This is a genomic window from Candidatus Poriferisocius sp. (assembly GCF_965214065.1).
Classification (GTDB): Bacteria; Actinomycetota; Acidimicrobiia; order Acidimicrobiales; family Bin134; genus Poriferisocius.
Genome location: NZ_CBDCAT010000028.1, coordinates 516,030 through 540,658 on the forward strand (window position 1 = coordinate 516,030; position 24,629 = coordinate 540,658).

At 62.2% G+C, this 24,629-nt stretch carries 27 protein-coding genes; 18 read left to right on the forward strand and 9 right to left on the reverse strand.

Annotated features, from left to right (window positions below; translation table 11 throughout):
* The first annotated feature begins 2 nt into the window (after positions 1–2).
* Positions 3–410, forward strand: a complete 408-nt coding sequence (locus tag ACOOGG_RS13745; RefSeq protein ID WP_420435989.1) for a Zn-ribbon domain-containing OB-fold protein — start codon at positions 3–5, stop codon at positions 408–410.
* 22 nt (positions 411–432) lie between these two features.
* Here the strand turns inward: ACOOGG_RS13745 and ACOOGG_RS13750 are convergent, their stop codons facing one another.
* Positions 433–1,134, reverse strand: a complete 702-nt coding sequence (locus tag ACOOGG_RS13750; RefSeq protein ID WP_420435991.1) for a hypothetical protein — start codon at positions 1,132–1,134, stop codon at positions 433–435.
* 840 nt (positions 1,135–1,974) lie between these two features.
* Between ACOOGG_RS13750 and ACOOGG_RS13755 the strand changes: the two genes are divergently transcribed.
* Genes ACOOGG_RS13755 through ACOOGG_RS13780 form a run of 6 tightly spaced genes read left to right on the forward strand, consistent with a single transcriptional unit; the run spans position 1,975 to position 6,909 of the window.
* A complete protein-coding gene (locus tag ACOOGG_RS13755; RefSeq protein ID WP_420435993.1) occupies positions 1,975–2,775 on the forward strand; it encodes an SDR family NAD(P)-dependent oxidoreductase in 801 nt (266 codons plus the stop codon).
* Between the two features lie 20 nt (positions 2,776–2,795).
* Positions 2,796–3,566 carry a redoxin family protein gene (locus ACOOGG_RS13760; RefSeq protein ID WP_420435995.1) on the forward strand — a complete coding sequence of 257 codons (771 nt, stop codon included), beginning with the start codon at positions 2,796–2,798 and terminating at the stop codon, positions 3,564–3,566.
* An 11-nt stretch (positions 3,567–3,577) separates the two neighbouring features.
* Entirely contained in the window at positions 3,578–4,480 is a 903-nt protein-coding gene (locus ACOOGG_RS13765) for an SDR family oxidoreductase (protein WP_420435997.1), read from the forward strand.
* Positions 4,480–5,373, forward strand: a complete 894-nt coding sequence (locus tag ACOOGG_RS13770) for an SDR family oxidoreductase (protein WP_420435999.1) — start codon at positions 4,480–4,482, stop codon at positions 5,371–5,373. The genes ACOOGG_RS13765 and ACOOGG_RS13770 overlap by 1 nt, the downstream gene beginning before the upstream one ends.
* The gene (locus ACOOGG_RS13775) at positions 5,370–6,152 is read left to right on the forward strand and encodes an SDR family oxidoreductase (protein WP_420436001.1); all 783 of its coding nucleotides are present in this window, start codon (positions 5,370–5,372) and stop codon (positions 6,150–6,152) included. The genes ACOOGG_RS13770 and ACOOGG_RS13775 overlap by 4 nt, the downstream gene beginning before the upstream one ends.
* Positions 6,153–6,162: 10 nt before the next feature.
* Positions 6,163–6,909 carry a tyrosine-protein phosphatase gene (locus ACOOGG_RS13780; protein ID WP_420436003.1) on the forward strand — a complete coding sequence of 249 codons (747 nt, stop codon included), beginning with the start codon at positions 6,163–6,165 and terminating at the stop codon, positions 6,907–6,909.
* A gap of 170 nt (positions 6,910–7,079) precedes the next feature.
* Here the strand turns inward: ACOOGG_RS13780 and ACOOGG_RS13785 are convergent, their stop codons facing one another.
* Together ACOOGG_RS13785 and ACOOGG_RS13790 are read right to left on the reverse strand one after the other, a co-directional pair.
* The gene (locus tag ACOOGG_RS13785; protein WP_420436005.1) at positions 7,080–8,036 is read right to left on the reverse strand and encodes a zinc-dependent alcohol dehydrogenase; all 957 of its coding nucleotides are present in this window, start codon (positions 8,034–8,036) and stop codon (positions 7,080–7,082) included.
* Complete coding sequence (locus tag ACOOGG_RS13790) at positions 8,033–8,791, reverse strand: SDR family NAD(P)-dependent oxidoreductase (protein WP_420436007.1); 759 nt, start codon at positions 8,789–8,791, stop codon at positions 8,033–8,035. The genes ACOOGG_RS13785 and ACOOGG_RS13790 overlap by 4 nt, the downstream gene beginning before the upstream one ends.
* 64 nt (positions 8,792–8,855) lie before the next feature.
* Between ACOOGG_RS13790 and ACOOGG_RS13795 the strand changes: the two genes are divergently transcribed.
* The 3 genes from ACOOGG_RS13795 to ACOOGG_RS13805 all read left to right on the forward strand — a co-directional run bounded on the left by ACOOGG_RS13795 (position 8,856) and on the right by ACOOGG_RS13805 (position 11,910).
* Entirely contained in the window at positions 8,856–9,995 is a 1,140-nt protein-coding gene (locus tag ACOOGG_RS13795; protein WP_420436009.1) for a CaiB/BaiF CoA transferase family protein, read from the forward strand.
* Between the two features lie 103 nt (positions 9,996–10,098).
* Positions 10,099–11,199, forward strand: coding sequence for a peptidylprolyl isomerase (locus tag ACOOGG_RS13800; RefSeq protein ID WP_420436011.1), 1,101 nt, complete (start codon positions 10,099–10,101; stop codon positions 11,197–11,199).
* 15 nt (positions 11,200–11,214) lie between these two features.
* Positions 11,215–11,910, forward strand: coding sequence for a hypothetical protein (locus ACOOGG_RS13805; protein ID WP_420436013.1), 696 nt, complete (start codon positions 11,215–11,217; stop codon positions 11,908–11,910).
* Between the two features lie 40 nt (positions 11,911–11,950).
* Here the strand turns inward: ACOOGG_RS13805 and ACOOGG_RS13810 are convergent, their stop codons facing one another.
* A complete protein-coding gene (locus ACOOGG_RS13810; protein ID WP_420436015.1) occupies positions 11,951–12,853 on the reverse strand; it encodes an MBL fold metallo-hydrolase in 903 nt (300 codons plus the stop codon).
* Between the two features lie 10 nt (positions 12,854–12,863).
* A complete protein-coding gene (locus ACOOGG_RS13815; protein WP_420436017.1) occupies positions 12,864–13,652 on the reverse strand; it encodes an SDR family oxidoreductase in 789 nt (262 codons plus the stop codon).
* 106 nt (positions 13,653–13,758) lie between these two features.
* On the opposite strand from ACOOGG_RS13815, the gene ACOOGG_RS13820 reads away from it, so the two are divergent.
* Positions 13,759–14,613, forward strand: coding sequence for a CoA transferase subunit A (locus ACOOGG_RS13820; protein ID WP_420436019.1), 855 nt, complete (start codon positions 13,759–13,761; stop codon positions 14,611–14,613).
* Complete coding sequence (locus ACOOGG_RS13825) at positions 14,610–15,377, forward strand: CoA-transferase subunit beta (protein ID WP_420436021.1); 768 nt, start codon at positions 14,610–14,612, stop codon at positions 15,375–15,377. Before ACOOGG_RS13820 ends, ACOOGG_RS13825 begins: the two co-directional genes overlap by 4 nt.
* Before the next feature lie 53 nt (positions 15,378–15,430).
* Here the strand turns inward: ACOOGG_RS13825 and ACOOGG_RS13830 are convergent, their stop codons facing one another.
* On the reverse strand, positions 15,431–16,537 hold the full coding sequence (locus ACOOGG_RS13830) for a hypothetical protein (RefSeq protein WP_420436023.1): 1,107 nt from the start codon (positions 16,535–16,537) through the stop codon (positions 15,431–15,433).
* 907 nt (positions 16,538–17,444) lie between these two features.
* Between ACOOGG_RS13830 and ACOOGG_RS13835 the strand changes: the two genes are divergently transcribed.
* Together ACOOGG_RS13835 and ACOOGG_RS13840 are read left to right on the forward strand one after the other, a co-directional pair.
* Positions 17,445–17,612 (forward strand): hypothetical protein, encoded by a 168-nt coding sequence (locus tag ACOOGG_RS13835; RefSeq protein ID WP_420436025.1) that lies wholly within the window; start codon positions 17,445–17,447, stop codon positions 17,610–17,612.
* 7 nt (positions 17,613–17,619) lie between these two features.
* Entirely contained in the window at positions 17,620–18,669 is a 1,050-nt protein-coding gene (locus ACOOGG_RS13840) for an NAD(P)H-dependent flavin oxidoreductase (protein WP_420436027.1), read from the forward strand.
* On the opposite strand, the gene ACOOGG_RS13845 is transcribed toward ACOOGG_RS13840, so the two are convergent.
* Positions 18,666–19,097: a hypothetical protein gene (locus tag ACOOGG_RS13845; RefSeq protein ID WP_420436029.1), complete on the reverse strand. Its 432-nt coding sequence runs from the start codon at positions 19,095–19,097 to the stop codon at positions 18,666–18,668. The genes ACOOGG_RS13840 and ACOOGG_RS13845 overlap by 4 nt on opposite strands.
* A 440-nt stretch (positions 19,098–19,537) precedes the next feature.
* Positions 19,538–20,788, reverse strand: a complete 1,251-nt coding sequence (locus ACOOGG_RS13850) for an IS110 family transposase (RefSeq protein ID WP_420436031.1) — start codon at positions 20,786–20,788, stop codon at positions 19,538–19,540.
* Between the two features lie 446 nt (positions 20,789–21,234).
* Between ACOOGG_RS13850 and ACOOGG_RS13855 the strand changes: the two genes are divergently transcribed.
* Both ACOOGG_RS13855 and ACOOGG_RS13860 read left to right on the forward strand, forming a co-directional pair.
* The gene (locus ACOOGG_RS13855; RefSeq protein ID WP_420436033.1) at positions 21,235–21,378 is read left to right on the forward strand and encodes a hypothetical protein; all 144 of its coding nucleotides are present in this window, start codon (positions 21,235–21,237) and stop codon (positions 21,376–21,378) included.
* Positions 21,379–21,668: 290 nt separating this feature from the next.
* Positions 21,669–22,244 (forward strand): DDE-type integrase/transposase/recombinase, encoded by a 576-nt coding sequence (locus tag ACOOGG_RS13860; protein WP_420436035.1) that lies wholly within the window; start codon positions 21,669–21,671, stop codon positions 22,242–22,244.
* Between the two features lie 143 nt (positions 22,245–22,387).
* Here ACOOGG_RS13860 and ACOOGG_RS13865 read toward each other — a convergent pair whose 3' ends face one another.
* A complete protein-coding gene (locus ACOOGG_RS13865; protein ID WP_420436037.1) occupies positions 22,388–22,519 on the reverse strand; it encodes a hypothetical protein in 132 nt (43 codons plus the stop codon).
* Positions 22,520–22,680: 161 nt separating this feature from the next.
* Between ACOOGG_RS13865 and ACOOGG_RS13870 the strand changes: the two genes are divergently transcribed.
* On the forward strand, positions 22,681–23,667 hold the full coding sequence (locus tag ACOOGG_RS13870) for a hypothetical protein (RefSeq protein WP_420436039.1): 987 nt from the start codon (positions 22,681–22,683) through the stop codon (positions 23,665–23,667).
* Positions 23,668–23,700: 33 nt separating this feature from the next.
* Complete coding sequence (locus ACOOGG_RS13875; protein ID WP_420436041.1) at positions 23,701–24,492, forward strand: polyphenol oxidase family protein; 792 nt, start codon at positions 23,701–23,703, stop codon at positions 24,490–24,492.
* Positions 24,493–24,629 lie beyond the last annotated feature (137 nt).

Genomic DNA, 24,629 nt, shown 5'->3' on the forward strand with positions numbered 1-24,629 from the left:
TTGTGAGCGATCTTGAATGGCAGGGGCCGGTCCCCGCCGGCGAAGGGGAGTACGGCGACTTCTTCGCCGCCGCGGCCGAGGGCCGCCTGCTCATCCAGCAGTGCCCCGAATGCGGCCACCGCCAGCATTACCCCCGAGCGCTATGCACGGCCTGCGCCGCAGTGCCCGAGTGGATGGATGCCGCCGGCACCGGCAACGTCTACACCTACACGATTGTTCGCCAGTACGGAGCTCCGGCCTTTGCCGAGCTGCCCTACGTTCTGGTCATGGTCGACCTCCCCGAGGGAGTGAGAATGTTCGGCGGCCTCACCGGCATCGACCCCGAAGCCGTAGAAATCGGCATGCCCGTCACCGCCTACGCCCGCACCTACGACGACACCCACGCCATGGTCTTCTGGGAACCGGCCTAGTGATCAACAACCTGCACGGCTGTCAGCGGAGCGAGTTCTTAAGGTCTGCAAGAGAACTAAGCGATCCCCAACCAGGTGCAAGTTCGTCAAGACTGTCAAGGTACAGGGCTTTAGGTCCAGTCCCATCGTCTAGCCAGAACATATCTGTGAATGGGAAGAATACCGATTTGACAAGCGAACCGCTCTCGGTCTTTAGTGAGATGCCGTCCAGATCAGTGGCTGAGACCATATCGAGTGCCACAATCACTTCAGGCCGGGTGTTAAGTCTAGCCAGTTCAGCGGCGCTAACTTGAGTGTCGGATAGGACTTGTACTTCGATCTCATCCGGAACAGTGACTGTGCTCTTGTTAGATAATCTCTCGCTCACGTCGATCACGTAGGCCACGTAGTACGAGGCGACTTCGCGATTGTCATTGAACCGTGGATCGGTAGTCCCACTTTCAGAAACACGAATTCCTGGTCGGATATCGATCAGGATTCCGCCGATTATCGCGTCAGCGGAGTTAATCGCATTCGTTGGATTATCGAGAGGTGTGTAGTCAACCCCAGTGCCATGAGTAGTAGCAGCAATCAGCGCGGCGAGACTTTGGCTTGTGTCATCGTCATTTCCGCAGCCCAACATGAGCAGTGCTGGTACAAGACAGGTCCACAAGCACCTGAATAGGGTGAGTCTTGAGATCATTTCATCCTCCCTAGTAATTGTCATTGATGTGGTTGATGTCATGGGAGCTGAAGCGCCTCCATGCGATGTTCGATGCACTCGGGATTTCGCCGGAGATCATGGCGCTAATGCTGTCATGATTTGCTCCAACAGAATGTCCGATCTCATGCACTGAGGTTTTTCGACGGTCCTCCCAATCATGTGAGCCTATGTCCAATTGATCAAAGTCAAGCGTTATATTAGAGCTATCACAGTCATCCTCTGAATATGTGATGCACTGGTACTGACCACGTCGTGAGCCAGGAAGGTCTTCATCTCGCCAAAACACATCTGTGGATGTAACACAATTTCCATATTCGGCATCCGTCATATCATCGCCTGCGAAACTCTGAAAACAAAAGCGGATATCGTTGGCTCGACTCCGTTATGAATTTCCATTGGCTCGACTCCTTCATCATGTGCCTTTCTGGTTAATTGTACTTGTTTGCTTGATCAATCTGTCTTCTTGGGCCTGCACTCCTTTGGGGCCTTTCTGAATGCCCAGTCAATACGCCTCGAACATCCATGTCAAGAATAATTATCTTTTCTTTGAATTGTGTGTTAATGCCATTATCAACTCTTCAGTAATATCTTGCTTACTTGTTTGATAGACTAATATAGTATGTTCAATAATAGGAAAGGCGACTATAGAGATTATTGGAGTATCAATCTTCTTTCAGGATGCAGCTGACAAGTAGTCTAGAAGTAGTGTCAGTGGAGATCGTGTGTATATGTCGCTCGGACTAAATACACATTTCTTCGATCGACCAGTCTCGGGCCAAAGAGACTTCTCAACTATCGACTGAGTATTTATTCACCCTGTTCGGTGGGGCTTGGGGGCTGTGCAGCGGCCAATATGGGGCCATGCATGACGACATCTTGGCGGCGTTTGATATTTCTGATCGGGTGGCGGTGGTCACCGGGGCGGCATCGGGGATTGGCCGGGGGACGGCGGTGACGCTGGCCAAGGCCGGGGCTTCGGTGGTGCTGGGCGACGTGGACGCCGACGGCATGGGCGAGACCGGTGGCGAGCTGGATGCGCTGGGAGCGTCATGGTCGGCGGTGCCTACCGACGTGAGTGACAAGGCGGCGGTGGACGCCCTGGTGGCCGACGCGGTGAACCGCCACGGACGGCTCGACATCATGGTGAACAACGCCGGGATCATCACCGACAGCCTCATCGTGAACACCACCCCCGAACAGCTCGACCGGGTGATGAACGTGAACATAAAGGGCGTCTACTGGGGCACTGCCGCGGCGGGCCGGGCTATGGCCGACCAGAAGTCGGGGTCCATCGTCAACTTGTCGTCAGCCGGAGCCGACATGCCCGCACCGATGATCTCGGTGTACGCCCTCACCAAGGCGGCGGTGAAGATGATCACCCGCACCGCCGCAGTGGAGATGGCCCCCATCCGGGTGAATGCGGTAGCCCCCGGCTCCATCGAGACGCCCATCTACGACCGCCACTTCCTCAACGACGACGGCAAGGTCGACCCTGATCGCCAGAGGAACCACTTCGACACCATCGCTCAGATGAACCCGCTGGGCTATGTGGGCAATCCCAACGACATCGCCTATGCCATCTTGTACCTGTGCTCTGAGGCCGGGCGGTTCGTCACCGGCCAGACCATGCGGCCCAACGGCGGCGTGGTGATGCCGCTGTAGCCAGCCCGTAGCCTGTGGTCATGAATTCCAAGCGCACCGTTCGCCGAGTTTTAGCGCTGATTGGCGCTGCCCTGCTGCTGGCGGCTGCCTGCGGTGGCGATGACGGCACGGCTCCTGATCAGACCTCGGTCGCTGCGCCCACCACCACCGAGCAGCCCACGCCTTTGGAGACTCCCTCGGCCACCGAAACCCCCACGCCAGCCGAGGCACCCACAGCTACAGAAACCCCCACACCTGCCGAGGCGCCCACAGCTACCGAGGTTCCCACCGCGGTCGAGGTTGCCCCGGTGCAGGTGATCGGACAACCACTGGGACCGATTGGGGATTCACCTGATTCCGATCCGGCATTCGGCCAACCGGTGCCCGCCCTCAGCGGCACTGCCATTGATGGCTCGCCGCTGGAGTGGACACCAGGGGAGCGGCCAGCTGCCATCGTGTTCCTGGCTCACTGGTGCCCGGCTTGCCAGGCTGAGGTTGTAGAGCTCACCAACTGGCTGGCCGAAGGCAACAACTTGCCTGAAGGGGTTGACCTTCTCAGCGTGGTCACTTTGGTGGACGCCAGCAGGGACAACTATCCGCCCAGCAAATGGTTGGCCGACGAGGGCTGGCCATTCCCTGTTCTGGTGGACAGCGCCGACAATGAGGTGGCCGTCGCCTTTGGTCAGGCGGGCACCCCGTTCTGGGTTTTCGCGTTTGGGGACGGGACATTGGCTCTCAGAGGAAGCGGCCGAATTCCCCCAGAGGCATTGGCCGAGCTCTTCGACCAACTACTGGCTCCAGGCGACGGGTAGGGTTTTCGCCCGTGACTGGATATCTAGAAGGCAAGAACATTGTCGTCACCGGCGCGGGCAACGGAATTGGGCGAGCCATCGCCTTGGGCTGCGCCTCAGCCGGCGCCAACGTGGTGGTGGCCGACTATGGCGTGTCGCTGCACGGAGAGGACCCCTCGTCAGAGGTGGCCGACGCGGTGGTGGCTGAGATCGAGGCGGCTGGTGGGACCGCCCTGGCACTGGCCTCCGACATAAGCACCATGGAGGGTGGCTCGGCCGCCGTTCAGGCAGCAGTGGACACTTGGGGCTCCATCGACGGAGCAGTATGCGTGGCCGGCATCCTGCGAGAGCGGATGATCTTCAACATGTCCGAAGAAGAGTTCGACGACGTGATCCGAGTACACCTCAAGGGCCACTTCACGGTGTACAAGCACGCCTCGGCCGTCATGCGCAAACAGGACACCGGCGGGTCGCTGGTGGGCATCACCTCGGGGGCGTTCACCGGCTCCACGTCCCAGTGCAACTACTCGGCGGCCAAGGGGGGCATCATCTCGCTCACCAAGAGTGCCGCGCTGGCCCTTAAGCGCTACGGCATCAATGCCAACTGCATCGCCCCCAGCGCCAAGACCCGCATGTCGGAGAACGTTCCATTCGAAATTGAGGCCGGTGAGCCCGAGGACGTGGCGCCCCTGGCCGTGTACTTGCTCAGCGACCAGGCTCGGGACATCACCGCTCAGGTCTACACCGTGGTCGGCCCCCGAATTTCCGTTTGGGCCCAGTTCGGCGAGATTCGCTCCATGTTCGCCCCTGACAGCAGTTGGACTCCTGAGGGCATCGAGGAGGCTCTGCCCCGCACCGTAGGCACCGAGGAGCACCCCACCATGGCCATGCTGGAAGCACAGGCAGCTCAGCGCCAGGCGGCCCAGGGAAGCTGATGCCGGGGGGCGCGCTCGAGAGGCGGATCGCCGTCATCACCGGTGCCGGCCGGGGGATAGGCCGCCACTACGCCCTGCTGTTCGCCGCCGAGGGCGCCAAGGTGGTGGTCAACGATTTGGGCTGCGAAGCCGACGGTACTGGTGCCAACCCGTCTGTGGCCCAGGCGGTGGTAGACGAGATCGCCGCTGCCGGCGGAACCGCGGTGGCCAACAGTGACGACGTAGCCGAGATGGCCGGAGCCGAGTCGCTGCTGGCCCAGACCTTGGATGCCTTCGGGGGAGTGGATGTGCTTGTGAACAACGCCGGCATCCTGCGGGACAAGATGTTCGCCTCTATGAGCGAGGACGATTGGGACTCGGTGATCCGAGGCCACCTCAAGACCACGTTCTGTATGACCCGGGTTTGCGCCGGCTGGTGGCGAGACCAGGTCAAATCCGGCGCAGAGGTGAACGCCTCGGTGATCAATATCAGCTCCACCTCGGGGCTCATCGGCCAGGTGGGGCAGTCCAACTACGGGGCGGCCAAGTCGGCCATAGCGGGCATGACGGTGATCATCGCCCAAGAGCTGGGTCGCTACGGCGTGCGGGTGAACTGCGTCACTCCCGCCGGCCGCACCCGCATGACCGAGGGGGCACCCGGAGTGGCCGAGATGGTGGCCAAGCCCGCCGAGGGGTTTGACGTGTTCCATCCCTTCCATCCGGCACCGGTGGTGGGCTGGCTGGCCACGGCCGACTGCGACGTGACCGGGCGAGTGTTCATGGCCAAGGGGGGCGACGTCCGCTGGTACACCCCGTGGCTGCGCCAGGACTTCCTCGACGATGAGCGGGAGTGGACCATCGCTGAGCTAGCTGAGGCCATGAGGGATCTGCCGCCGGCTCCGGTGTCGCCGTGAGCCGCCAAGTGCCAGCCGAGCCGCCGGGCCGAGGGCTGCTAGAAGGCAAGACTGTGGTGGTAACCGCCGCGGCGGGCACCGGACTCGGCTTCGCCGCCGCCCGCCGATGCACAGCCGAGGGCGCCCGGGTGCTCATCAGCGACATCCACGAGCGCCGTCTGGCCGAAGCCGCCGACCGCTTGGCCGAAGAATTCGGTTCTCGCCCCGCTGCGCAGTTGTGCAATGTCACGGTCGAGGAGGAGGTCCAGGCCCTGATCGATGCCGCGGCAACCGAGCTGGGCCACGTTGACGTGATGATCAACAACGCCGGTTTGGGGGGCACCGCCAATCTGGTGGACATGACCGACGACCAGTGGCATGTCGTCGTCGACGTGACCCTCAACGGCACCATGCGAACCACCCGGGCCGCGCTGCGCCACATGATGCCGCGGGGTTCGGGGGTCATCGTCAACAACGCCTCGGTCATGGGATGGCGGGCCCAGGCGGGCCAGAGCCACTACGCCGCGGCCAAAGCGGGGGTTATGGCCCTTACCCGCTGCGCGGCGATGGAGGCGGCCGAATCAGGGGTTCGCGTCAACTGCGTGGCTCCCAGCCTGGCCATGCACCCGTTCTTGGCCAAGGTGTCCAGCCAAGAGTTTCTCGACGACCTGATCTCGCTGGAGGCCTTCGATCGGGCAGCAGAACCATGGGAAGTGGCCAACGTGATGGTGTTTCTGGCTAGCGAATACTCCACCTACATGACCGGCGAGATCGTCTCCGTCAGCTCCCAGCACCCCTAAGGAGGTGGCAATGAACCATCAGCGGCGCATTCCACTGGACGGGTGCGTGAACTTCCGGGACTTGGGCGGCTATGCCAGCACCTTGGGCGGCACTACCAAATGGGGTGTGCTGTTTCGGGCTGACTCGCTCCACCGCCTCAGCCGGGCTGATGGCGCAGTGGTCGCCGGTCGATTGGGCATCCGCACCGCCGTGGACTTGAGGGCGAATGACGAGCGAGAGCGGGTTGGAGTGCTTGATCCGTCACTGGGCATTGTCGAGCACCACATCGGCACGACCGATCGGACCATGCATACCTATGAGCGCCCCGATCCCGACCTGATGAGCCGCTCCTTCGGACAGCTCTACGAGAACATGATCAGCAGCGGGGGAGAGCGGTTTGCCGCCGCCATCGAGCTGGTTGCCGATCCCGATAAGTGGCCGACCGCCTTTTTCTGCATGGCTGGAAAGGACCGCACCGGCTGTCTGGCCGCGCTGATCTTGGGGTTGGTGGGTGTAGACCGCCAGGACATCGTGGGCGACTATGCGGCCACTGCCCCTGCGGCGCCCCTTATCCGGGAAAGGGGGCTGGCCGAGCTGCCTGACATGGCCAAAGTTTGGGAAAAGCTGCCCGACGACATCACCACAGCCCCCATTGGCGCCATGTCCGAGCTGCTGGACATCGTCGATGCTCGCTGGGGCGGCCCCAAGGGATACGCCCTGGAATACGGCGTCAACTCCCAAACCATCGAGCGCCTGCGAGACACGTTCTTGGTCTGATCTGAGCTAGTGGTGTGTCTTGGGTTTATTCGCGCGTGTCCTGCTAGGCATCGCCGCCCCTCGCGGCGTTGCCCCTCCTTGCCGTACGCTCCGGGTATGGCTGCGTCGGTGCGCCTTGCGAGGAACGCCGCTGCCGCCGCAATCCACGGCGCTAATCCCAAGACACACCACTAGGGCTCGACTACAACCTTGAGTGTGGGGGTGTCGCTGGCGGCCAGGGCGAAGGCTTCGTCGGCGCCGTCGAGGGGGAATCGCTGGGTGATCATGGCTTCGGCGATCTCGGGGCGGTGGGCCAACAAAGCGGCGGCTGAGTCGAAGGCCCGACCGGCACCGTGGTGGCCATAGAACGTTCCCCACACCGCGGTCAGCTCCTTGAGCACCCAGGGCAGCACCTCGAACAGCTTGTTCTGGTAGTAGCCGGCCACCAGCAGGACAGTCCCTCCGGGGCGGGCCACCTCAGCAGAGCGGGTGATGGAGCGCTCTGAGCCGTCGCCTTCTATGACCACGTCATAAGTGCCCGAAAGGCCTACGCCGAGGCCCATGTGCTCGGCTGCCGCCGCGTGAAGATCGTGATCGGGCTCCACGTCCACCACACAGCCCCTCCAGCGGGCCGCCGCTCCGCCCAGCAAGCCGAATCCGGTGATGCCGGGGCCCACCACCGCCACCCGGTGGCGGCTCTCCAACCGCCCCAGCATCAGACTGTGGATGTTGACAGCCAGCGGCTCGCACAAGCAGGCGTTGGCCACGTCCAACCCGTGGGGCAGGCGCACCAGGCAACGCTCCGGCAGCAGGATCTCGTCGGCCATGCCCCCGTCGAAGGCCACTCCGGCGATCATCTCGTGCGACTTCTCGCACCAGTGGTAGTCGCCCATTGCGCAGAACTCGCACACCTCGCAAGGCACCATCGGCTCAATCGCCACCGGGGTTCCGTCGTCCAGCACACCGGCGAACTCGTGGCCGAAGGTCATCTCCCTCGGTCCGAAGCCCACCATGTTCAGGTCGGTTTGGCAGATGCCCACCGAGCGGGGCCGGATCCGCACCCCCTTGTCATTGCCGACGGCCACAGAGGTGGGCGCCGGCACCTCTACCGGACGGATGCCCTCGGGAGTGTGGCGCACGGCCCTCACGCCGACAGGCCTCGCTTTTTGAACTCGCTTTGGGCGTACACGATGCCGCCCAGGTGCTCGTCGGCGTCGGGGGATGTGGCCAGCCAGGCCACCACCGCCCCGATGGTGGCGGGCTCGCCGCCGGGGTAGGGGAACGAACCGGCGGTGTTGCGGGCCCGGGCGGCCTCGGTGATCACATAGCCGGGATCGATGCTGAAGCAGCGGATGCCGTCTGGCCCGTGCTCCACGTGGATATGAGGGGTCATGCGGGTGAAGGCCCCCTTGCTCATTGCGTAGGCCATGCCCCAGCCCCCTTTGCCGATGGGGCCGGGCGGGTCGGTGTAGGCCGAGGCAGAGATCATGTTCACGATGGTGCCCGAGCCCTGCTCCACCATGGCAGCCAGCACCCTCTCGGTGATCGCCAATTGGGCGAACACGTTCCCCTCAAACAGCCGATGCACTTCGGGTTCTTCTAGCTCCAAAATCGGGGTCATGCTCACTTTGCCCTGGTAGATGGCGTTGTTCACCAGCACATCGAGGTGGCCGAAGTGATCCAGAGCGCCATCGATGCACGCCATCACGCTGTCTCGGTCCAGCAAGTCCATGGTGAATGCCACCCCCTGTTGGCCCGCAGCCTCGATGGCGGCCACGGTGGTGTCTAGTCCGCCGGGAATGGCGAGATCGGGGTTGTACATATCCCGGCCGGCTCCGTCCACCAGGGTGCGGGCCGACACGGCTACGTCGAACCCGGCTTGGGCCAGGGCTTTCGGTTGCATTGGGTGGCAGGCATACCGCTGCCTGCCTTCGGGTTGCTGGCCTCAGAGTGCATACCGTAGGGCCATGGGTCCGCTGAAGGGAATGCGCATCGTGGAGTTGGCCGGGATCGGGCCGACCCCGTTCGCCGGAATGATGCTGTCGGACATGGGTGCCGAGGTCATCCGGGTTGACCGGGTGGGCGGCTCAGGCAACCCGGTGGCCTCGCAATCGGGTCCCATGGAGCGGGGTAAGCGCACCGTGGCCTTCGACCTCAAGCAGCCCGGTGGAGTGGAGGCCGTGCTCCGCCTGGTTGAGGCGTCCGACGGCCTGTTCGAGGGCTTCCGGGCGGGGGTGGCCGATCGCCTCGGGGTCGGTCCTGACGCTTGCCTGGCCCGCAATCCCAAGCTGGTCTACGGGCGCATGACCGGCTGGGGCCAGTCCGGACCGATGGCCGACCGGGCCGGCCACGACATCAACTACATCTCCATAGCCGGCCCGCTGGCCCACATCGGTCGGACGGGACAGCCGCCCACGGTGCCCCTCAATCTCATCGGCGACTTCGGGGGTGGCTCGATGTTCCTGGTGCTGGGCATGGTGGCCGCTCTGTTGGAAGTGGCTCGGGGCGGTGACGGCCAGGTGGTGGATGCGGCCATGGTGGACGGCGCCGCCTACCTACTGTCGCCGTTGTATGCAGCCCACGCCAGCGGGTTCTGGACCGACGAGTTTGGGGCCAACTTCTTGGACTCGGGGGCATATTTCTACGAGGTATACGGCACTTCCGACGGCAAGTGGCTGGCGGTGGGCGCCATCGAGCCCCAATTCCACGCCGAGTTCATGGCCGGCATCGGCCTGGCCGGAACCGAAGATTTGCCCGACCAGATGGACCGGAGTCGGTGGCCGGAGATGAAGCAGCGGATAGGCGAGATCATTGCCCAGCGCACCCTGGATGCTTGGATGGCCGTATTCGACGGCACCGACGCCTGCGTCAGCCCTGTTCTCAACATGGGGCAATCCCCGTCGCATCCTCATGCCCAGGCCCGTGGTTCGTTCTTCGAATTCGGCGGGGTCACCCAGCCCCGGCCCGCTCCCCGCTTCGAGGGGACGCCATCTGAGCCAGCGGTGACGTCACATCCTCCAGGAGCCGATACCGACTCGGTGCTCGAAGAGCTGGGCTACTCCGCCGAGCAGGTGGAAGCGCTCCGCTCGTCGGGCGCGGTGGCCTGAGTTGGCGTACCGGCAATTGCGCGGCTTTTGGAGGAACCTTGGGTACCGTTGGAGCGTCGTAGATGGTGATTGGAAGATGGGCGTCGTCATGAGGATATTGCGAATGGTCTTGTCTGTGGCTCTGGTCTGCTTGGTTGCCGCCGCCTGCTCAAGCGACAGCGACGACAGCACGCCGCCTGCGGCAACTACCGAGGCCGCCGCCCAGCCCACTGAAGCTGCGACCGATGCAACACCCTCTCCGGCATCTGAACCAACTCAGAGCTCAGATGCAGCGGCGCCAGATGCGGCCCAAGAAGCAGAGGCGGGTTCAGGAACTTCGCTGGATGCCGAAATGATGCGAACTTTTCTGCGGGAATCCATTCTCGCCGGTTTGGTCCAAGAAACTGGGGTGTCTGAATCGAGTGCCCAGTGCGTGGTCGACAACATTACGGACGAAATCGCCGATGCCTACATCGAGTTTGCATGGTCAGCAGAGTCAGAGCCCTCCGATGAGCCACCGCCGGTGCTTGCCGAGCTCTTTCGGATCCAGAACATGTGCTTGACCCCTGAGGAAATCGAGTTGATGGGCGGTTTCGATGATGGCGACGATGACTTCGCCGAAGCAACCGAATTCGGCTCTGGCCCCTGTCCGCCTGCGGATGGGTCGGGACCCACATTGTTGGATTTCAACGGTCCACAGCCCCTGTGCTTGGACCTGTCCAAGCAGTACACCGCGGTGTTCGACACCACCGCAGGAGAGATGCGGATCGACCTGGACACGTTCAACACTCCGGTCACGGCCAACAATTTCGCAGTGCTAGCCCAGTTTCATTACTACGACGACACACTGTTGTTCCGAACCGACCCGAGCATAGGCATCATCCAGGGCGGCTCGCCCCACACCAATTCGCCGAGCGATCCAGGGCCGGGATACACCATTCCTGATGAGGGCTTCGGCTTTGCCTACGAGCCGGGTCAGATCGTGATGGCCCGCACTGCCGCGCCCAACAGCGCCAGCGCCCAATTCTTCTTTGCCGTCAACGAGAACACCGCCCTGCTCAACAGCCAGGGCACCTACGTGGTGTTCGGGCAGATGGACGACGACAGCCTGGCGGTGGCCGAGGCCATCTTGGCCAGCCACGTCGACCAGCCCGACAACACGCTGGGCGGAGGCCCCGAACCCCCGGTAACCGTCAACTCGGTAACCATTGAAGAAATCGGCTAACGCTGGGGTTGACCTGTGCGCCGCGGCTGGTTCATCCCTCTATTGCTTGTAGCCATCTTGGCAGCAGCCTGTTCGAGCGACAGCGAGAGCAGCGCACAGTCTGTCCCCGCTACCCAGGCTCCCGCTGTCCAGTCCACTGAGACGGTCGAAGCCCCCGATTCGTCTCCAACCGACGTTGCCGACCCTGAAAATGGCGACCAGGCTGAAAATGGCGATTCAACCGGCCCCATTAGGCAAGAGCTGACCGACACATTTTCAGAGCTGGTCTTGGGAGATGAACTGGTCACCACATTCATGACTCGACAGGAGATCAATTGCCTGGCCGAAGAGGCATTTGCCGTGTTCACCGACGAACGGTTGGGCGAATTGGGACTCGACTCGGAGTCCTTCACTGAGGCATATCGGCAGCCAGGATTGTTTGTGGTCGGAGACTGGTTCGACATTTCCGATCGAGAGGCGTTTGATCTTGAGAATCTGGCCTTGGGTTGCGTTGACTGGCGAAACTTCGTGGTCCAGGTCTTGGTCTCAGAAGGTGAACCCATTGATCAAGCCGAGTGCATCGCCTCCCAAATTTCGGTTGATGGGCTGCGGGCCGTAGTCAGAGACGCCATGGTGGTCGACACCGGAGAGGGCTTCGGGGAGGCTCAGGACGAGGTGGCGTCAGCCCTCACCTCCTGTTACTTGAACGCGTCTCCGGTGACGGTCTCATAGTCGGACAGCAGGGCGAGGTGGTCGCAGCCCGCTCCGCCTGCTATTCCCGGAAGTACACCGCCTCGGCGGTCGCTTCGCCGTCGCTACCTACACGGCCGTCGCCAACCATGGCGATGAGGTGGGCCAGCACGGAGCGGGCGGCCGGCTCATGCAGCTCTGTGGCCACGTCGGCGTACATCACCCGCACCATTTCCGGGATGGTCTGCGGCCCGGTGGCCAGACACTCCAGGATCTGGCGCTCCCGATCCAGGCGGTGGGCATAGAGAGCCTCCACCAACACATGAGGCTCGGTGACTGGCGGGCCGTGGGTGGGCCAATACACCCGGTCGTAGGGACAGTCGGCCAACAACCGTAGGCTGGTCAGGTAGTCGGTCATGTTTCCGTCGGGCGGGGGAATGATGGTGGTGGACCACCCCATGATGTGGTCGCCGGTGAACACGCCGTCCGCCTCCCGCCAGCGGTAGGCGATGTGGTTGGAGATGTGACCGGGGGTGTAAAGGCACTCGAAGCTCCACCCCGGCCCTTCGACCACATCGCCGTGCACCACGGCCATATCGGGGGCGAAGTCGATGTCGCCCCGCTCCTCGCTTTTGCCGTCGTCTGTGTCAGACGCCGGATGGGGGCCAAATCCGTAGGTCGGTGCTCCGGTGGCCTCGGCCACCGCCTGGGACGCGGGGGAATGGTCCCGGTGCGTGTGGGTGATGAGCAGGGCCTCCACCTGCTCACCGTCGACTGCGGCCAGCACCGCGGCGACATGGTCGGCGTCGTCGGGGCCGGGATCGACGATGGCCACCCGGCCCTGTCCGACGATGTAGGTCCCGGTGCCCCGGTAGGTGAACTTGCTGGGATTGTTGGCCATCACCCGGCGTAGGCCAGGGGCCATCTCCACCACCGCGCCGTAGTCCACCGCCGGCTCAGTCAGAAAGGGGATGCTCACCGCCATCGTCGGGCGATCAGCTTTCTTCGGCGGCCACCTCGCCGGTGGAGACGCCCAGATAGGCCGGCTTCTCCCCGCCGCCGTGGACCTTGATGTTGGCCCCCGACATCCACCGGGCCATGGGTGACGCCAAGAACAAGCACACGTCGGCCACGTCGTCGGGTTGGCCCATGCGGCCCAGGGCGATGGTCTCTCCCACCGCGGCGATGCCGGAGTCGTCGCCGTAGTACAGGTAGGCGTCCTCGGTCACGATCAGCCCCACGGTCACGGTCAGCACCCGTATCTTCGGTCCCCACTCCACCGCCAGGGTCTCGCTCAAGTTCAACAGCCCGGCCTTGGCCGCCCCGTAGGCGATGCCCATCGGGTTGGGCCGAATGCCCGAAACCGAGGAGATGTTCAGGATCACGCCGCCGCTCTCCTGCTCCTGCATCACCGGGTACACCGCCTGGCTGAACGCCATCGGGGCCATCAGGTTGAGGGCCACGATCTTCTCGTTGAACCGGGGCGACACCGTGGCCGACTCGGCTGGAGGGGCTCCGCCCGCGTTGTTGATGAGGGTGTCTACCCGTCCGGTGTGCTTCACCGCGGCGGCCACTACTCCGGCGACCTGTTCGGGGTCTCGCACGTCGGCGGCCACGAACACGGCCTCCCCGCCGTTGGCGGCCACCGGCTCGTCCGGCGGCCGCCGGGCGCAGATCACCACATCGGCCCCCGCAGCCAGGAAACGGGTGGCCATGCCCCGGCCCAGTCCCTTGGTGCCGCCGGTGATGATGGCGGTCTTGCCGGTGAAATCGAGGTCTTCCATTGCTGCCAGTGTGCCCCATGGCGGCTGTGACGGGCATCCCACCGGTTCACAGAGACCATTGCTGCCAGTGTGGGGCAGGTCTCAGGCGCGGGCTATCGTCGCCGCCATGGTCGACAAGCGGATGACCGAAGACGAAGTTGTCGCCGAATTGAAGGACGGCATGACCATCGGCATCGGAGGCTGGGGATCGCGCCGCAAACCCATGTCGCTGGTGCGGGCCATACTGCGCTCTGATCTCAGGGATCTGACCGTGGTGGCCTACGGCGGTCCCGACATCGGGCTGTTGTGCGCCGCTGGCAAACTTCGCAGGGCGGTGTACGGGTTCGTCTCCCTCGACTCGATTCCGTTGGAGCCTCACTTCCGCCAAGCCCGCCAGAGAGGGGCCATAGAGTTCACCGAGCTTGACGAGGGAGCCTTCTACCTGGGGCTTTTGGCTGCGGCCCACCGAGTGCCGTTCTATCCCACCCGGGCCGGTTTGGGCTCTGACATGCTGACCATGAACCCCGACCTGCGCACGGTGACGTCGCCATATGACGACGGGGAGGAGCTAGTGGCAATTCCCGCCTTCAAGCTGGACGCAGCGCTGATCCATATGAATCGGGCCGATGCCGCTGGCAACGGCCAATTCCTGGGTCCCGATCTCTATTTCGACGACTTATTCGCCATGGCCGCGGACAAGACCTTTCTGAGCACCGAAAAAATCGTGCCCACTGAGAACCTGCTGGACGAGGGATCTGTGCACACTCTGCGCATCCAGCGCATTTTCACCGACGGCGTGGTGGAGGCGCCCCAGGGAGCGCACTTCACCGAGTGCCCGCCCGACTACGGGCGCGACGAGGCTTTCCAGCGGGAATACGCGGCCACCGCCCGCGACCCGGAAGCGTGGGAGGCCTTCCGCAGCACCTACCTCGATGCCCCCTCCCATGGCGAGTACCTCAAAGCGCTGGAGGCCCGGTCATGAGCACCACCGCCGAAGCCACCATTGATGAGATCTGCGTGGTGGCCTGCGCCGAGGCCTTCCGGGGCGACGGCGAGCTCTTGTGCAATCCCATCGGCACCGTGCCCATCGTGGGCGGCCGGCTGGCCCGAGCTGCTTTCGAGCCAAACATGGTGTACACCGACGCCGTGTCGGTGCTGGCGGCCAACGACTTCCCGGTGGGCGATCCCGACGCCCCCAAGGTTGTGGAGTCGTGGGTGCCGTACCGCACCATCTTCGACATCGTGTGGTCGGGCAAGCGCCATGTGATGATGGGGGCCAGCCAGATCGACCAATGGGGCAACCAGAACATCGCCGCCATCGGCGATTTCCGCCAGCCCAAAGCGCAGCTCCTCGGCCTGCGGGGGGCGCCCGGCAACCTGATCAACCACCCCACCAGCTACTGGGTGCCCAACCACTCCACCCGCTCTTTCGTTGCCTCGGTGGACGTGGTCTCGGGGCCGGGATACGACCGGATGCGAGAGCTGGGCGCGCCCGGCAACCGCTTCCACGAGGTGCGCCGGGTGGTTTCCAACCTGGGAGTCTTCGATTTCCGAACCGACGACAACCGCATGAGGATCGCATCGGTCCACCCCGGAGTGACGCTCGATCAGGTGGTGGAGGCCACCGCCTTCGAGTTGGCCGGTACCGATGACGTGGCCGAAACCCGGCTGCCCACCGACGAGGAGCTGCGCTTGATCCGTGAGGTGATCGACCCCGGCGGCGCCCGCAAGGCCGAGTTCCGCTGAGCCCGGTATGAGCGCGGTGCAAGTAGGATCATCACTCGAGCTGTCGGCATCTTCTAGGCAAGGCCAGCCAGTTTAAGCTCCAAGGCGGTATGGCGGTCCAGGTGGGCTGCGTGAATTGCCGAGCGGTCGTCGGGGTCGACGCTGGGGGGAATGGTCGGTCCTATGAGTTCATCTTCGCCGTCTGTGATGGCGAGCCAGTGGCGGCTGAGCCGATTCAGTGTTCCGGGTGAAATGGTTGGGAACATGGGTTCGAGGAATTGGGCTTCGCTGGGTCCGGTGCGAAATGTCCCTACAGCCCCAGAGTTGTTGAGTGCTGCGTTGCGCGCTTCGGGGGCAAGCTGGTTGGGACTCTGAGTAGTTAATCGGAGCCTTATCCCGAATTTTCGACCTTCGGCCAGTAATTCGCTTAGAACCTTTGGGGGTATGCGGTGGACTTCGTCGACAAAGAGGTCGATCGTTTGACCTGGGTTGGTTCGCAGTCGGGCAAAGTGCCAAAGCTGATTGAGGATCGTGCCCATCATCAGGTTGGCACCTTGGTCACCCAGCGCTGAGGCGGGGGCTGACACGATGAGTGATTCGCCGTCTAGGACGCGGGTCAGGTCGATTGTGCTTGTGCAGTGATCGATCACGCGCTTCATCCGGTCGTCGGCGGTGAATGGCTCCAGCTTGGATGTACACCAGGTCCACCAAGAGCCTTCTGAGTCGTTCGTCGCAGCGCGGTGCAACTCGTGTAGTTCCCTTTCTAGGTGGCTGTCGCAGATTCGGCCCAAGGCCTTAACCCATTCATCTTGTATGGGCGGCAGAAGGACGCTGGCCAGTTTGCTCAACGGGTGAGGGCCGCGGGGGTCGCGGGTGAGAACTGTCAGACCAACTCGCATGTTCTTGTCCCAGACCGGCCCGAAGTACTCCTTGGGCATGTCGGACCAGGCTGCTCGGATGATGTGGACCAACTCTGCGGCCCACTGTGTGGGAGTGACTCCTGTTGGGGGTTCGCACAGGTTCCAGCGCGGCGGATGCTCATGATCGGAGAAGTCAGCGGCGCTGAAGTGAACCTGATGGGCATCCGCGATCGTGGCGGCTCTAGTGGCCAGGTCTCCATGAGGGCATATGACCACAACGGTGTTCCCTACCTCGAAGCTGGCGCTTACCAGGTGCTCCATGAACGTAGTCTTCCCCTGTCCCGAGCCACCGAACAGTGCGAGATGGGGTGGAGTGGCTTCTTCTATCATTTCCATGATTCGGTTTGGTTCTTGCACTGGTTGGGTTGGCCACGCGTCGGGAATTCTCGCCGGGGAACTGACCACATGGGCGGCCATCGAAAGGGGAAGCACCAACTCCCAAGGCTGCTCAGCAATGTTGTCACGGGGAACGGCTTCCAATCGGACGTCGCCAGGAAGGTCGGCAGCCAGCAGGGTTGCTGTCATCTCGGCCGTGGGTCCGTGACCTGCAAGGGAGATCGTGCAGCGTACGGCTGGTCGTTCAGCGGTCGGGTCGAGACCCCGAAGCTCTATTTGCACTGTTGTCGTGTCGTCTTGTTGCCTTGCCAATTCCCAGGGTGCGGATTTGTGGTTGAGGATCTCCCGGCCCGATCCCGGGATTGCCGCTAAGTCGAATACGTTGGGTCCAAGCTTCGGCGGTTGCCAAAGTACTGGGTCGCCGAGGCCTTGCCACGAGTTCAGGCTGTTCGCTGTTGTCTTGAGGAGCGAACCGACTTCTTCTGCTGATCCGGGGTCGAGCGCATTGACGATTATCCCTCCTTGGACTCCGTCATTGCGGTTGGCGAACAGCACGAAGGTGAGACCGAACAGCGCGGAAGATGATAGGGAGGCTTCCAGCCATGCCTCAACAGCAATCCTTGTCTCGATCGGCTTGCCGGCTCTCTGCCAAGAGATCGGCAGCAGAACCGACGAAGTTTCTTGGCGCTTATGGCTTACTGGGCTCCCCATCGATTCCCGGCGGCTGGGGCGGTTTGACGTCACTTTTCTCCTTAGGGATATCTGGCTCTACCGTCGGGTCCAGATGTGGGTATTTTCTCTGGCACCGAGTAGTCCGTATAGTTCTGCACTGATGGATTTGTCATCTGCTCTGGAAAAGGCGTTCTGGGCGGAGGCCACAGCCCTCGAGCTGGCTGGCACCCACGACGTGGCCGAGACCCGTCTGCCCACTGATGAAGAGCTGCGTTTGATCCGCGAGGTGCTCGACCCCGGCGGCGTCCGCAAAGCCGAGTTCCGCTGAGCTGTTGATGACCACAGACCCCCGCCTTCGGACTCGGGTGTGCGAGTTGTTTGGGGTGGAACACCCCATCGTGCAGACCGGCATGGGCTGGGTATCCGGGTCCCGGCTGACCGCGGCCACGTCCAACGCCGGCGGCTTGGGCATCATTGCCGCTGCGCCCTTGACGTTCGGCCAGATGGTGAAGACCATCAAAGAGGTGGCTGTCGCTACCGACCGGCCCTTTGGGGTGAATCTCCGCACAGACGCCGCCGACATCGACCAAAGGGTTGACCACATCATCGCCGCGGGAATTCCGGTGGCCAGCTTCGCCCAGGCCCCAGGCGAAGCCATCGTCAAGAAGCTGAAGGACGCTGGGGTGGTGGTGATTCCCACCATCGGCGCACCCCGCCACGCCGAGAAGGTGGCTGCATGGGGGGTCGACGCAGTGATCGCCCAAGGTGCCGAGGGCGGAGGCCACACCGGCCCCATCGCCACGTCCTTGCTCTTGCCCGCGGTCGTCGACACAGTAGATATCCCGGTCATCGCCGCCGGGGGCATGGTGGACGGACGCTCGCTGGCCGCGGCCCTGGCCTTCGGGGCCGACGGCATCGCCATGGGAACCCGATTCCTCCTGTCTTCCGACAGCGATGTCCCCGATCACGTGAAGGCCATCTATTTGGACACCAAGCTCACCGGCACGGTGGTCACCACCTCGGTAGACGGCGTGCCCCAGCGGGTGATCAACACCGATGTGATCTCTCGGCTGGAGCGTTCAGGACCGCTTTCTTTCATCCGAGCTGCCCGCAACGCGCTCAAGTATCGGGCTCTCACTGGGGTCAGTTGTCGCCAGTTGCTCTCGGAGGGTTTGGCCATGCGCCGCAGCCTCAACCTCACCTGGGCCCAGATGGCCATGGCGGCCAATGCCCCCATGATGACCAAGGCCGCCATGGTGGACGGCCATTCCGAAGTCGGCATCCTCCCCACCGGCCAGGTAGTGGGTAGCATAGACTCCCTCCCTAGCTGCCAGGAGATCATCGACTCAGTTATCGCCGAGGCAACCGAGGTATTCGATCGCTAAGCTGCTAGCGGTTCTGAACGCGCCGCGGCGACAAAAGTTTCAAGATTGAAGGTAAGTCCAACCGGGTCGTAGGAAGCAGATCCCGCAAGCTTGATTCTCAGGGGCTCCTCAAGAGTGAGACCATCGGGAAAACGCAGTCTCTCGGTGGCGGCCAGTTCCACGATTTCCCCGCTTGCGCGGCTGACGCGAGGACGACTGAAGGTGACCGCACGATTTGAACCGTGTGGTGATATTTCAATGTCAAACGGCAATTGCCGCACAATGTCGGTAGGTCCAGTGAACCTGCCCTCACGAATTTGTATCAAATGCTGCCAGTCGGGCCGCGGGCGGCACAACATTGAGTGGACCGCGATATGGCTATCTCTAAACGGGTACTTGATTACCGCAGAGCCAACGATTCTCCCGCCTGCGTTGAGGTATTGGTTCATGGAGTGGTCTTCTGCCAGGGCAAGCGGCTTGTGGTGGATGCAGGACCAACACTTGTTGTACATCGGAGTGTAGCCGACGAGGGGCCGATTCAACTGGAGCATGTTCCTGGTGCGGTTTCTTTGCCCCGCAACGTAGGCGACACCGTTGCCATGACATAAGAATGTGCTGTCGTTGATGCATCCACTAGTTACAGAGGTGAGTCTTATTCTTCTTGGGCTCGAGGTTGCTTCCATAACTGCTTGCATTCCTTTCAGATGGACGTCGTCATGCCCATACTAATCGCGAAAACTCGCGGGAGCAATGGAGTCCACTATTACTATGGAATGACACGATGTGACGACCCTGCCGCCGCTTCGGTGGGGGCATCTCGTCTAGCGGTGGGGTTTGGGGTGGGCGGCGGGGTCTGCCGGTGTAATCCTTGGTGGGAGTGCTCATCAGCTCATTGTGGAGGACACACCGGTGACCCTTTCTGAAAATGCCACTGCGCAGCTGTGGGAGAGCTTCCGCTCTGGAGGCAAGTAGGGTTTGGCGCGCGAGGCTGCTGGGGTTGGCGCTCCATGTGATCGGACCCCGTCTTTTGATCCACTTGATCTGTGAACCTTCCTGGGACGTTCCTATAGATGTGAAGTGCGGGTTGTGAGGGTGGCGAGGTCGGCTCGGAGGGTGCGAGCTCTGGTGCGATGTAGCGCTTGAGGCAGCGAATGGCTTCTTTTTTGGTTTTGCCCTCGGCGACTCTGCGGTTCAGGTAGCTACGGGTTTGTTCGCAGTAGCGGAGCCGGACGATGACGATCATGCGCAGGGCGCGGTTGGCTTCGCGGTTGCCGGCGAAGTTGAGCCGGTGACGTTCGGTGCGTCGTGGTGATGCGGGGACGGGGGCGGCTCCGCACAGGTGGGCGAACGACGCTTCGGAGCTGAGCCGGTCGGTGTTCTCGCCGGCGGCGACGAGCAGCGTGGCGGTGTGGTGGGTGCCGCAGCCGAGGCGCGAAAGGGTTGTGGGCGCTGCGACTGCGACCAGCCGATCGAGGCGGCGCTCGAGTTCGGCGGCTTCGGCTCCGAGTTGGGCGATGCGGCGGCCGAGGCTGCGCAACGCGGCTTTGGCGTCCTGGGCGGGATCGGCGAGGAGTCTGGTGTCGGGCCGCAGCCGTGCACACACCGCGGCCTTGCCCTCCAGGGTGCGGCGGCCGTCGAGCTGGCACAGCGCAGCCGCCCGGGCCTTGACGGTGCCGTTGCGGGCGACGCTGAGCTGGCGGATCGACTCGACGATGCCGGTGGTGTCTTTGGCGGCTGCGGTTGCTTCGCCCGAGAGCACCTTGCGGGCCGCGGCCTCGGCGTCGGTGGCGTCGTCCTTGCCGCGGCTCGACCGCAGATGCCGATGCGGCTGGTTGACCTCGATCACCCCGCAGCCCCGCTCGGTCAGTGACCGGGCCAGGGCCGCGCCGTAGGATCCGGTGGGCACGACGCCGACCGCGGCGACAGGCCCGAACGACGCGAGCCACTTATGGGTCGATCGATAGCCGGCACACCTCGCGGGAAACGACTCGGCGCCCAGCACCCGGCCCAAGGGGTCGAGCGCGGCGGCGACATCCAAATCGTTGTGGCAGTCGATCCCCGCGATCACCGTTTGGCTCTGATCTGAAATGCTGTTGTCCTTCTTCTCGAAGCGGCTCGCGTGCCGGGACCCGACGGACATAACAGTGATGAGACATCTGCCGCACAGGTTCCTATGAGGTCACGCCGCTCGTCCCGGACCGGCCGCAGCTGACAAGTCCGGAGACGGGCCGCCAACGTCGACTAGTCCCGATCACACCCGCAACGCACGGGGCCAGTTTCACGCCAAGTCAGACGCCGAAGGCCCGCCCCGCACACATCTTCACTGTCTCGCGCAGACTGTGGTGTGCCCTGTGTTGAATGCGGTCAGCTTGCATGACTTAGAGCGGTTGTGGCGTGGCGCATCTCGTATTCGATGGGCGTGAGTATGCCGAGTGCAGCCTCTGCTTGTTGTGGAAGATCTCAAGATACTTGAAGATGGCGTTGGACAGCTGGCGTGACCCCCTGTGGTTGGTCCACTTGATGTGTCCATCTTTTTTCGGTCTTGGTATGTGAGAGTGGCGGTGTTCTGTGCTGGGAGGTGCGGGGATGCCGTTTTCGTATTCGTCGGAGTTTGGGGAGATGGTGCTGGACCAGATTCGGGGTGGCCGGTCGGTGGCCGTTTTGGCCCGGGAGCTGGAGATGGCCGAGTCGACGCTGTATCGCCGGGGAGCGCCAAGATCGCGTCGATGAGGGCTTGGCACCTGGCATGTCGAGTTCTGAGGGTGTTTTGCTCCAGGCGGCCCGGAGGCGGATCAAAGAGCTCGAGGTCGAGCTGGCGGCGGTCAAGCGGGCGTCGGAGCTGTTCGGCGAGGATCGGGTGATGCGCCCAAAAGACCTGTACCCGATCGCAGGGGCCTTGGGGGCTGAGGGGCACGGCCTGAAGGCGTCGTGCCGGCTCCTGGCCGTCTCCGCGTCGGGGTTCTTCTACTGGCGGGCCAGGCCGATGCCGGCGCGCGCTGTCCGGCGGGCACAGCTGGCAGATGTCGTCGCCGAGGTCTCGGGGGCGGTCCAGGCGCACCTACGGGTGGCGGCGTGTCCAGGCCGAGCTTGCCGAGGTCTACGGCCACCGCGCCGGCCTCAATCTGTTGCTGTCGCTCATGCGCGAGCAGCAGATATGCGGCCTGCCCCGCCGCAAGGGCCGCAAATCCGGCAGGTCCCCGGCCGAGACGACCGCCGACCTTGTGAACCGCCAATTCGACCGGGACGGGCCGAACCAGCTCTGGATGACCGACATCACAGAGCACCCCACACGCGAGGGAAAGCTCTATTTGTGCGCGGTGCTCGACGCGTGGTCCCGCAAAGTCGTCGGCTGGTCCATCGACCGCCGCGCAACCTCGGCTATGGTCACCTCCGCGCTCGCCATGGCCATCGCGAACCGCAGACCGGCCCCCGGCGCGGTAGTCCACTCCGACCACGGCACCCAGGCCGGATTCAACCGGTCGTCGCAACACCAGCCTGTTGTAGGGAGTGTAGGTGTTCGTCGAGGGCTTCGGCGGTGGGCGGGTTGGGGACTTTGCGGTAGCGGGGCTGGTCGGCAGCCCCGCATGGCCGTCTAATGGTCGACATGCCCGAAAGTCAGACAACCCGACCGAGCGAAACCCGGTACACACAAGGCCCATTCTTGACCCGAACACCGGTGGGCAGAGCTGGCAAGGGGCACAACTCTAATGCTGTGCCCCTTGCCACAGAATGGAGGCTATTAGTCCTCCATCAGCGCACTGAGCTGCTGCTCAGCTTGGTCAAGGTAGTCGTTGGCGCTCCCTCCCGCGCCAAATTCGGCCAAGGATTGAGCCATTTCCAGATTTCCCTGGATCTCTTCGGGGCTGGACATATCCTCACCACCTCCTTTCCATGGTAGGCCACCATAGCAGAGTGGTACCATAGATGTCAAGGGGCCCCATAGAATTTATGGACTCTAAGCAAATATTGGGACAATGGCACCTGAGGGAGATTACTTGCACTTAATGGGACGACGTGTTAGGGATGGAGACTATGGCGAAGACTACTAAACTCGCGGGACGAAAGGTGTACCCGAGCTTTGGCCGGCTGAAGTTTCTATTCGACACTGATGAGGACCTGCGGGCGCGACTCCGTGCTTTGCCCTCCTTAGATGCGGGGCCGGTTCTGGACCAGGATCTCCTGCGCAGGTGGCTCTATTTCTATGACAAGGGGCACCAGCCCGATGGCGAGTCTGTTGAGCCTAGGTATCGGGAGGTAGCACTCCGAAAATATATGCAGGGTGATTCAGACTTCGGTGCAGTCGGTTGGGACCTGCTGTCAGCGCTCCCCTTACGGGATGAAGAAAAGGTATATGTATCGGGGCTGTTACCGCATTTCCTCATGCCCCCTGATGGTCTGCGGCTTGGGATCTGCGAAGGTCCTTATGCCCGCGTCTATGGCCTGGCCAGCAGGTTTAAGGTAGCAAAGGAACGTGATCTAGAGGCGGTAGCAGAGATGGCAACGGAAGTAGTTGAGTATGACACAAATATACTACGGGAAGCTATGTGCAAGCGACTCGAAAGAGGGACCGAGAAAGTGTTCGTTCTGCATAGGCAGGCAGCGGATGGTCAATGTGCAGAAGCCCCTAAAATGATAGCATGCGTTCGGTTGTGGTTCTTGAACGCGGATGCAGTATTGGGAATCCTCAGTGGTCGGATTAAAAAAGGAGACGATATAGGAGATCAAGGATACGAGACAGTGCTCAAAGATGAAGATGACAAAGAAAACCATGTAGGCGACGACAGGGCGGTGGCTGGAGTTTATGTTCCCCTATTGATAGGCAGAAATCCACTTGCTAGCACAGCGGCCGTATTTTGGCTGCGCAGCTACCTAATGAGCCAGTATCCAGGGCGTCCGGTATTCACGAGACCGACAACTGACAAGGCCATTAGGGCAGTCGAGCGAAGGGGCGGAGAGAAGACAATCGAAACACAAAAAATCTATGAAACAATCTATAAATTTGCAGAGATTCCCATCTGAGGGGCAGAAATTCCAAAGCAAGGATTAGAGGGATTGATAGGAGCAATCAAATTCAGCTTTGATAACGACAGTATCCTAGCTGCTATTACGAGCCGTTCTGGGGGAGTTAGCCGAGGAGAGATGGCGAGTCTCAATATGGCTTTTGGCGTTGGAGACGATCCTGACTGCGTACTGGCAAACCGTGAGGCTTCTGGTCGCATCCTTGGTTTCGACCACCGCGATCTTGTTGTGGCACACTTAGAGCATGGAAGTCGAGTAAAGATTGTTGAAGCCAGTGACAGAGGTCGGGGGGCGCTTTCAGCGGAGAATACAATCCCTGCCTGCGACGCTCTGGCGACTAATTCCATCGACACTCCAGTAGCTATTTTGGTGGCAGACTGTGCTCCTGTAGTCCTATATGACCCAATTAAACTTGCTGTTGCAGTAGCTCATGTTGGATGGCGCGGGGCTGTCGCTCGTACAGCCCAGCGGACCATTGAAGAAATGGGGAGAGCTTTCAGCAGTAGCCCTTCTGACATTAGGGCTGGCATAGGACCATGCTTGCAGCCCTTCTCCCTAGAAGTTTCCCATCGTGAAGCCAAGATTGTTGAAGAGGCATACCCAAAGCAGCCAGCAGTTCATTATGACATTGGAAAGAAGCCTCACCTAGATCTTCCGTTCATGATCAAACAGCAGCTTCTTGATGCGGGAATGGAACTCAAGCAGATCGAAGACATGCGTTTGGATACGATGGACGCCGAGCGCTTTTTTTCTCATCGGGGCCAATCTGGTCGGGGTGGGCGATTCATGGCTGTGGCTATGCTGCGAGCAACTGCTCGAATGTGACCGAAGCCTTCAGGGTCTGCAACTCATATGTAGCTTCTGAGCACGGCCTGGGCCTAGGTGCAGTGCCTATATGGGTTGTGTACTCGTGATGAGGGTGTGCCGCCGATGGCGGTGTGGTGGCCGCGGGGGATTGTAGT

What these genes read in the sequence shown, in the direction of transcription:
- ACOOGG_RS13750 (WP_420435991.1), bottom strand. Translation starts at nt 1,134, where the DNA reads ATGACATCAACCACATCAATGACAATTACTAGGGAGGATGAAATGATC.
- ACOOGG_RS13755 (WP_420435993.1), top strand. Translation starts at nt 1,975, where the DNA reads ATGCATGACGACATCTTGGCGGCGTTTGATATTTCTGATCGGGTGGCG.
- ACOOGG_RS13760 (WP_420435995.1), top strand. Translation starts at nt 2,796, where the DNA reads ATGAATTCCAAGCGCACCGTTCGCCGAGTTTTAGCGCTGATTGGCGCT.
- ACOOGG_RS13770 (WP_420435999.1), top strand. Translation starts at nt 4,480, where the DNA reads ATGCCGGGGGGCGCGCTCGAGAGGCGGATCGCCGTCATCACCGGTGCC.
- ACOOGG_RS13780 (WP_420436003.1), top strand. Translation starts at nt 6,163, where the DNA reads ATGAACCATCAGCGGCGCATTCCACTGGACGGGTGCGTGAACTTCCGG.
- ACOOGG_RS13790 (WP_420436007.1), bottom strand. Translation starts at nt 8,791, where the DNA reads ATGCAACCGAAAGCCCTGGCCCAAGCCGGGTTCGACGTAGCCGTGTCG.
- ACOOGG_RS13795 (WP_420436009.1), top strand. Translation starts at nt 8,856, where the DNA reads ATGGGTCCGCTGAAGGGAATGCGCATCGTGGAGTTGGCCGGGATCGGG.
- ACOOGG_RS13800 (WP_420436011.1), top strand. Translation starts at nt 10,099, where the DNA reads ATGGTCTTGTCTGTGGCTCTGGTCTGCTTGGTTGCCGCCGCCTGCTCA.
- ACOOGG_RS13810 (WP_420436015.1), bottom strand. Translation starts at nt 12,853, where the DNA reads ATGGCGGTGAGCATCCCCTTTCTGACTGAGCCGGCGGTGGACTACGGC.
- ACOOGG_RS13815 (WP_420436017.1), bottom strand. Translation starts at nt 13,652, where the DNA reads ATGGAAGACCTCGATTTCACCGGCAAGACCGCCATCATCACCGGCGGC.
- ACOOGG_RS13820 (WP_420436019.1), top strand. Translation starts at nt 13,759, where the DNA reads ATGGTCGACAAGCGGATGACCGAAGACGAAGTTGTCGCCGAATTGAAG.
- ACOOGG_RS13825 (WP_420436021.1), top strand. Translation starts at nt 14,610, where the DNA reads ATGAGCACCACCGCCGAAGCCACCATTGATGAGATCTGCGTGGTGGCC.
- ACOOGG_RS13830 (WP_420436023.1), bottom strand. Translation starts at nt 16,537, where the DNA reads ATGGAGCACCTGGTAAGCGCCAGCTTCGAGGTAGGGAACACCGTTGTG.
- ACOOGG_RS13835 (WP_420436025.1), top strand. Translation starts at nt 17,445, where the DNA reads ATGGATTTGTCATCTGCTCTGGAAAAGGCGTTCTGGGCGGAGGCCACA.
- ACOOGG_RS13840 (WP_420436027.1), top strand. Translation starts at nt 17,620, where the DNA reads ATGACCACAGACCCCCGCCTTCGGACTCGGGTGTGCGAGTTGTTTGGG.
- ACOOGG_RS13845 (WP_420436029.1), bottom strand. Translation starts at nt 19,097, where the DNA reads ATGAACCAATACCTCAACGCAGGCGGGAGAATCGTTGGCTCTGCGGTA.
- ACOOGG_RS13850 (WP_420436031.1), bottom strand. Translation starts at nt 20,788, where the DNA reads ATGTCCGTCGGGTCCCGGCACGCGAGCCGCTTCGAGAAGAAGGACAAC.
- ACOOGG_RS13855 (WP_420436033.1), top strand. Translation starts at nt 21,235, where the DNA reads ATGCCGTTTTCGTATTCGTCGGAGTTTGGGGAGATGGTGCTGGACCAG.
- ACOOGG_RS13860 (WP_420436035.1), top strand. Translation starts at nt 21,669, where the DNA reads ATGTCGTCGCCGAGGTCTCGGGGGCGGTCCAGGCGCACCTACGGGTGG.
- ACOOGG_RS13865 (WP_420436037.1), bottom strand. Translation starts at nt 22,519, where the DNA reads ATGTCCAGCCCCGAAGAGATCCAGGGAAATCTGGAAATGGCTCAATCC.
- ACOOGG_RS13870 (WP_420436039.1), top strand. Translation starts at nt 22,681, where the DNA reads ATGGCGAAGACTACTAAACTCGCGGGACGAAAGGTGTACCCGAGCTTT.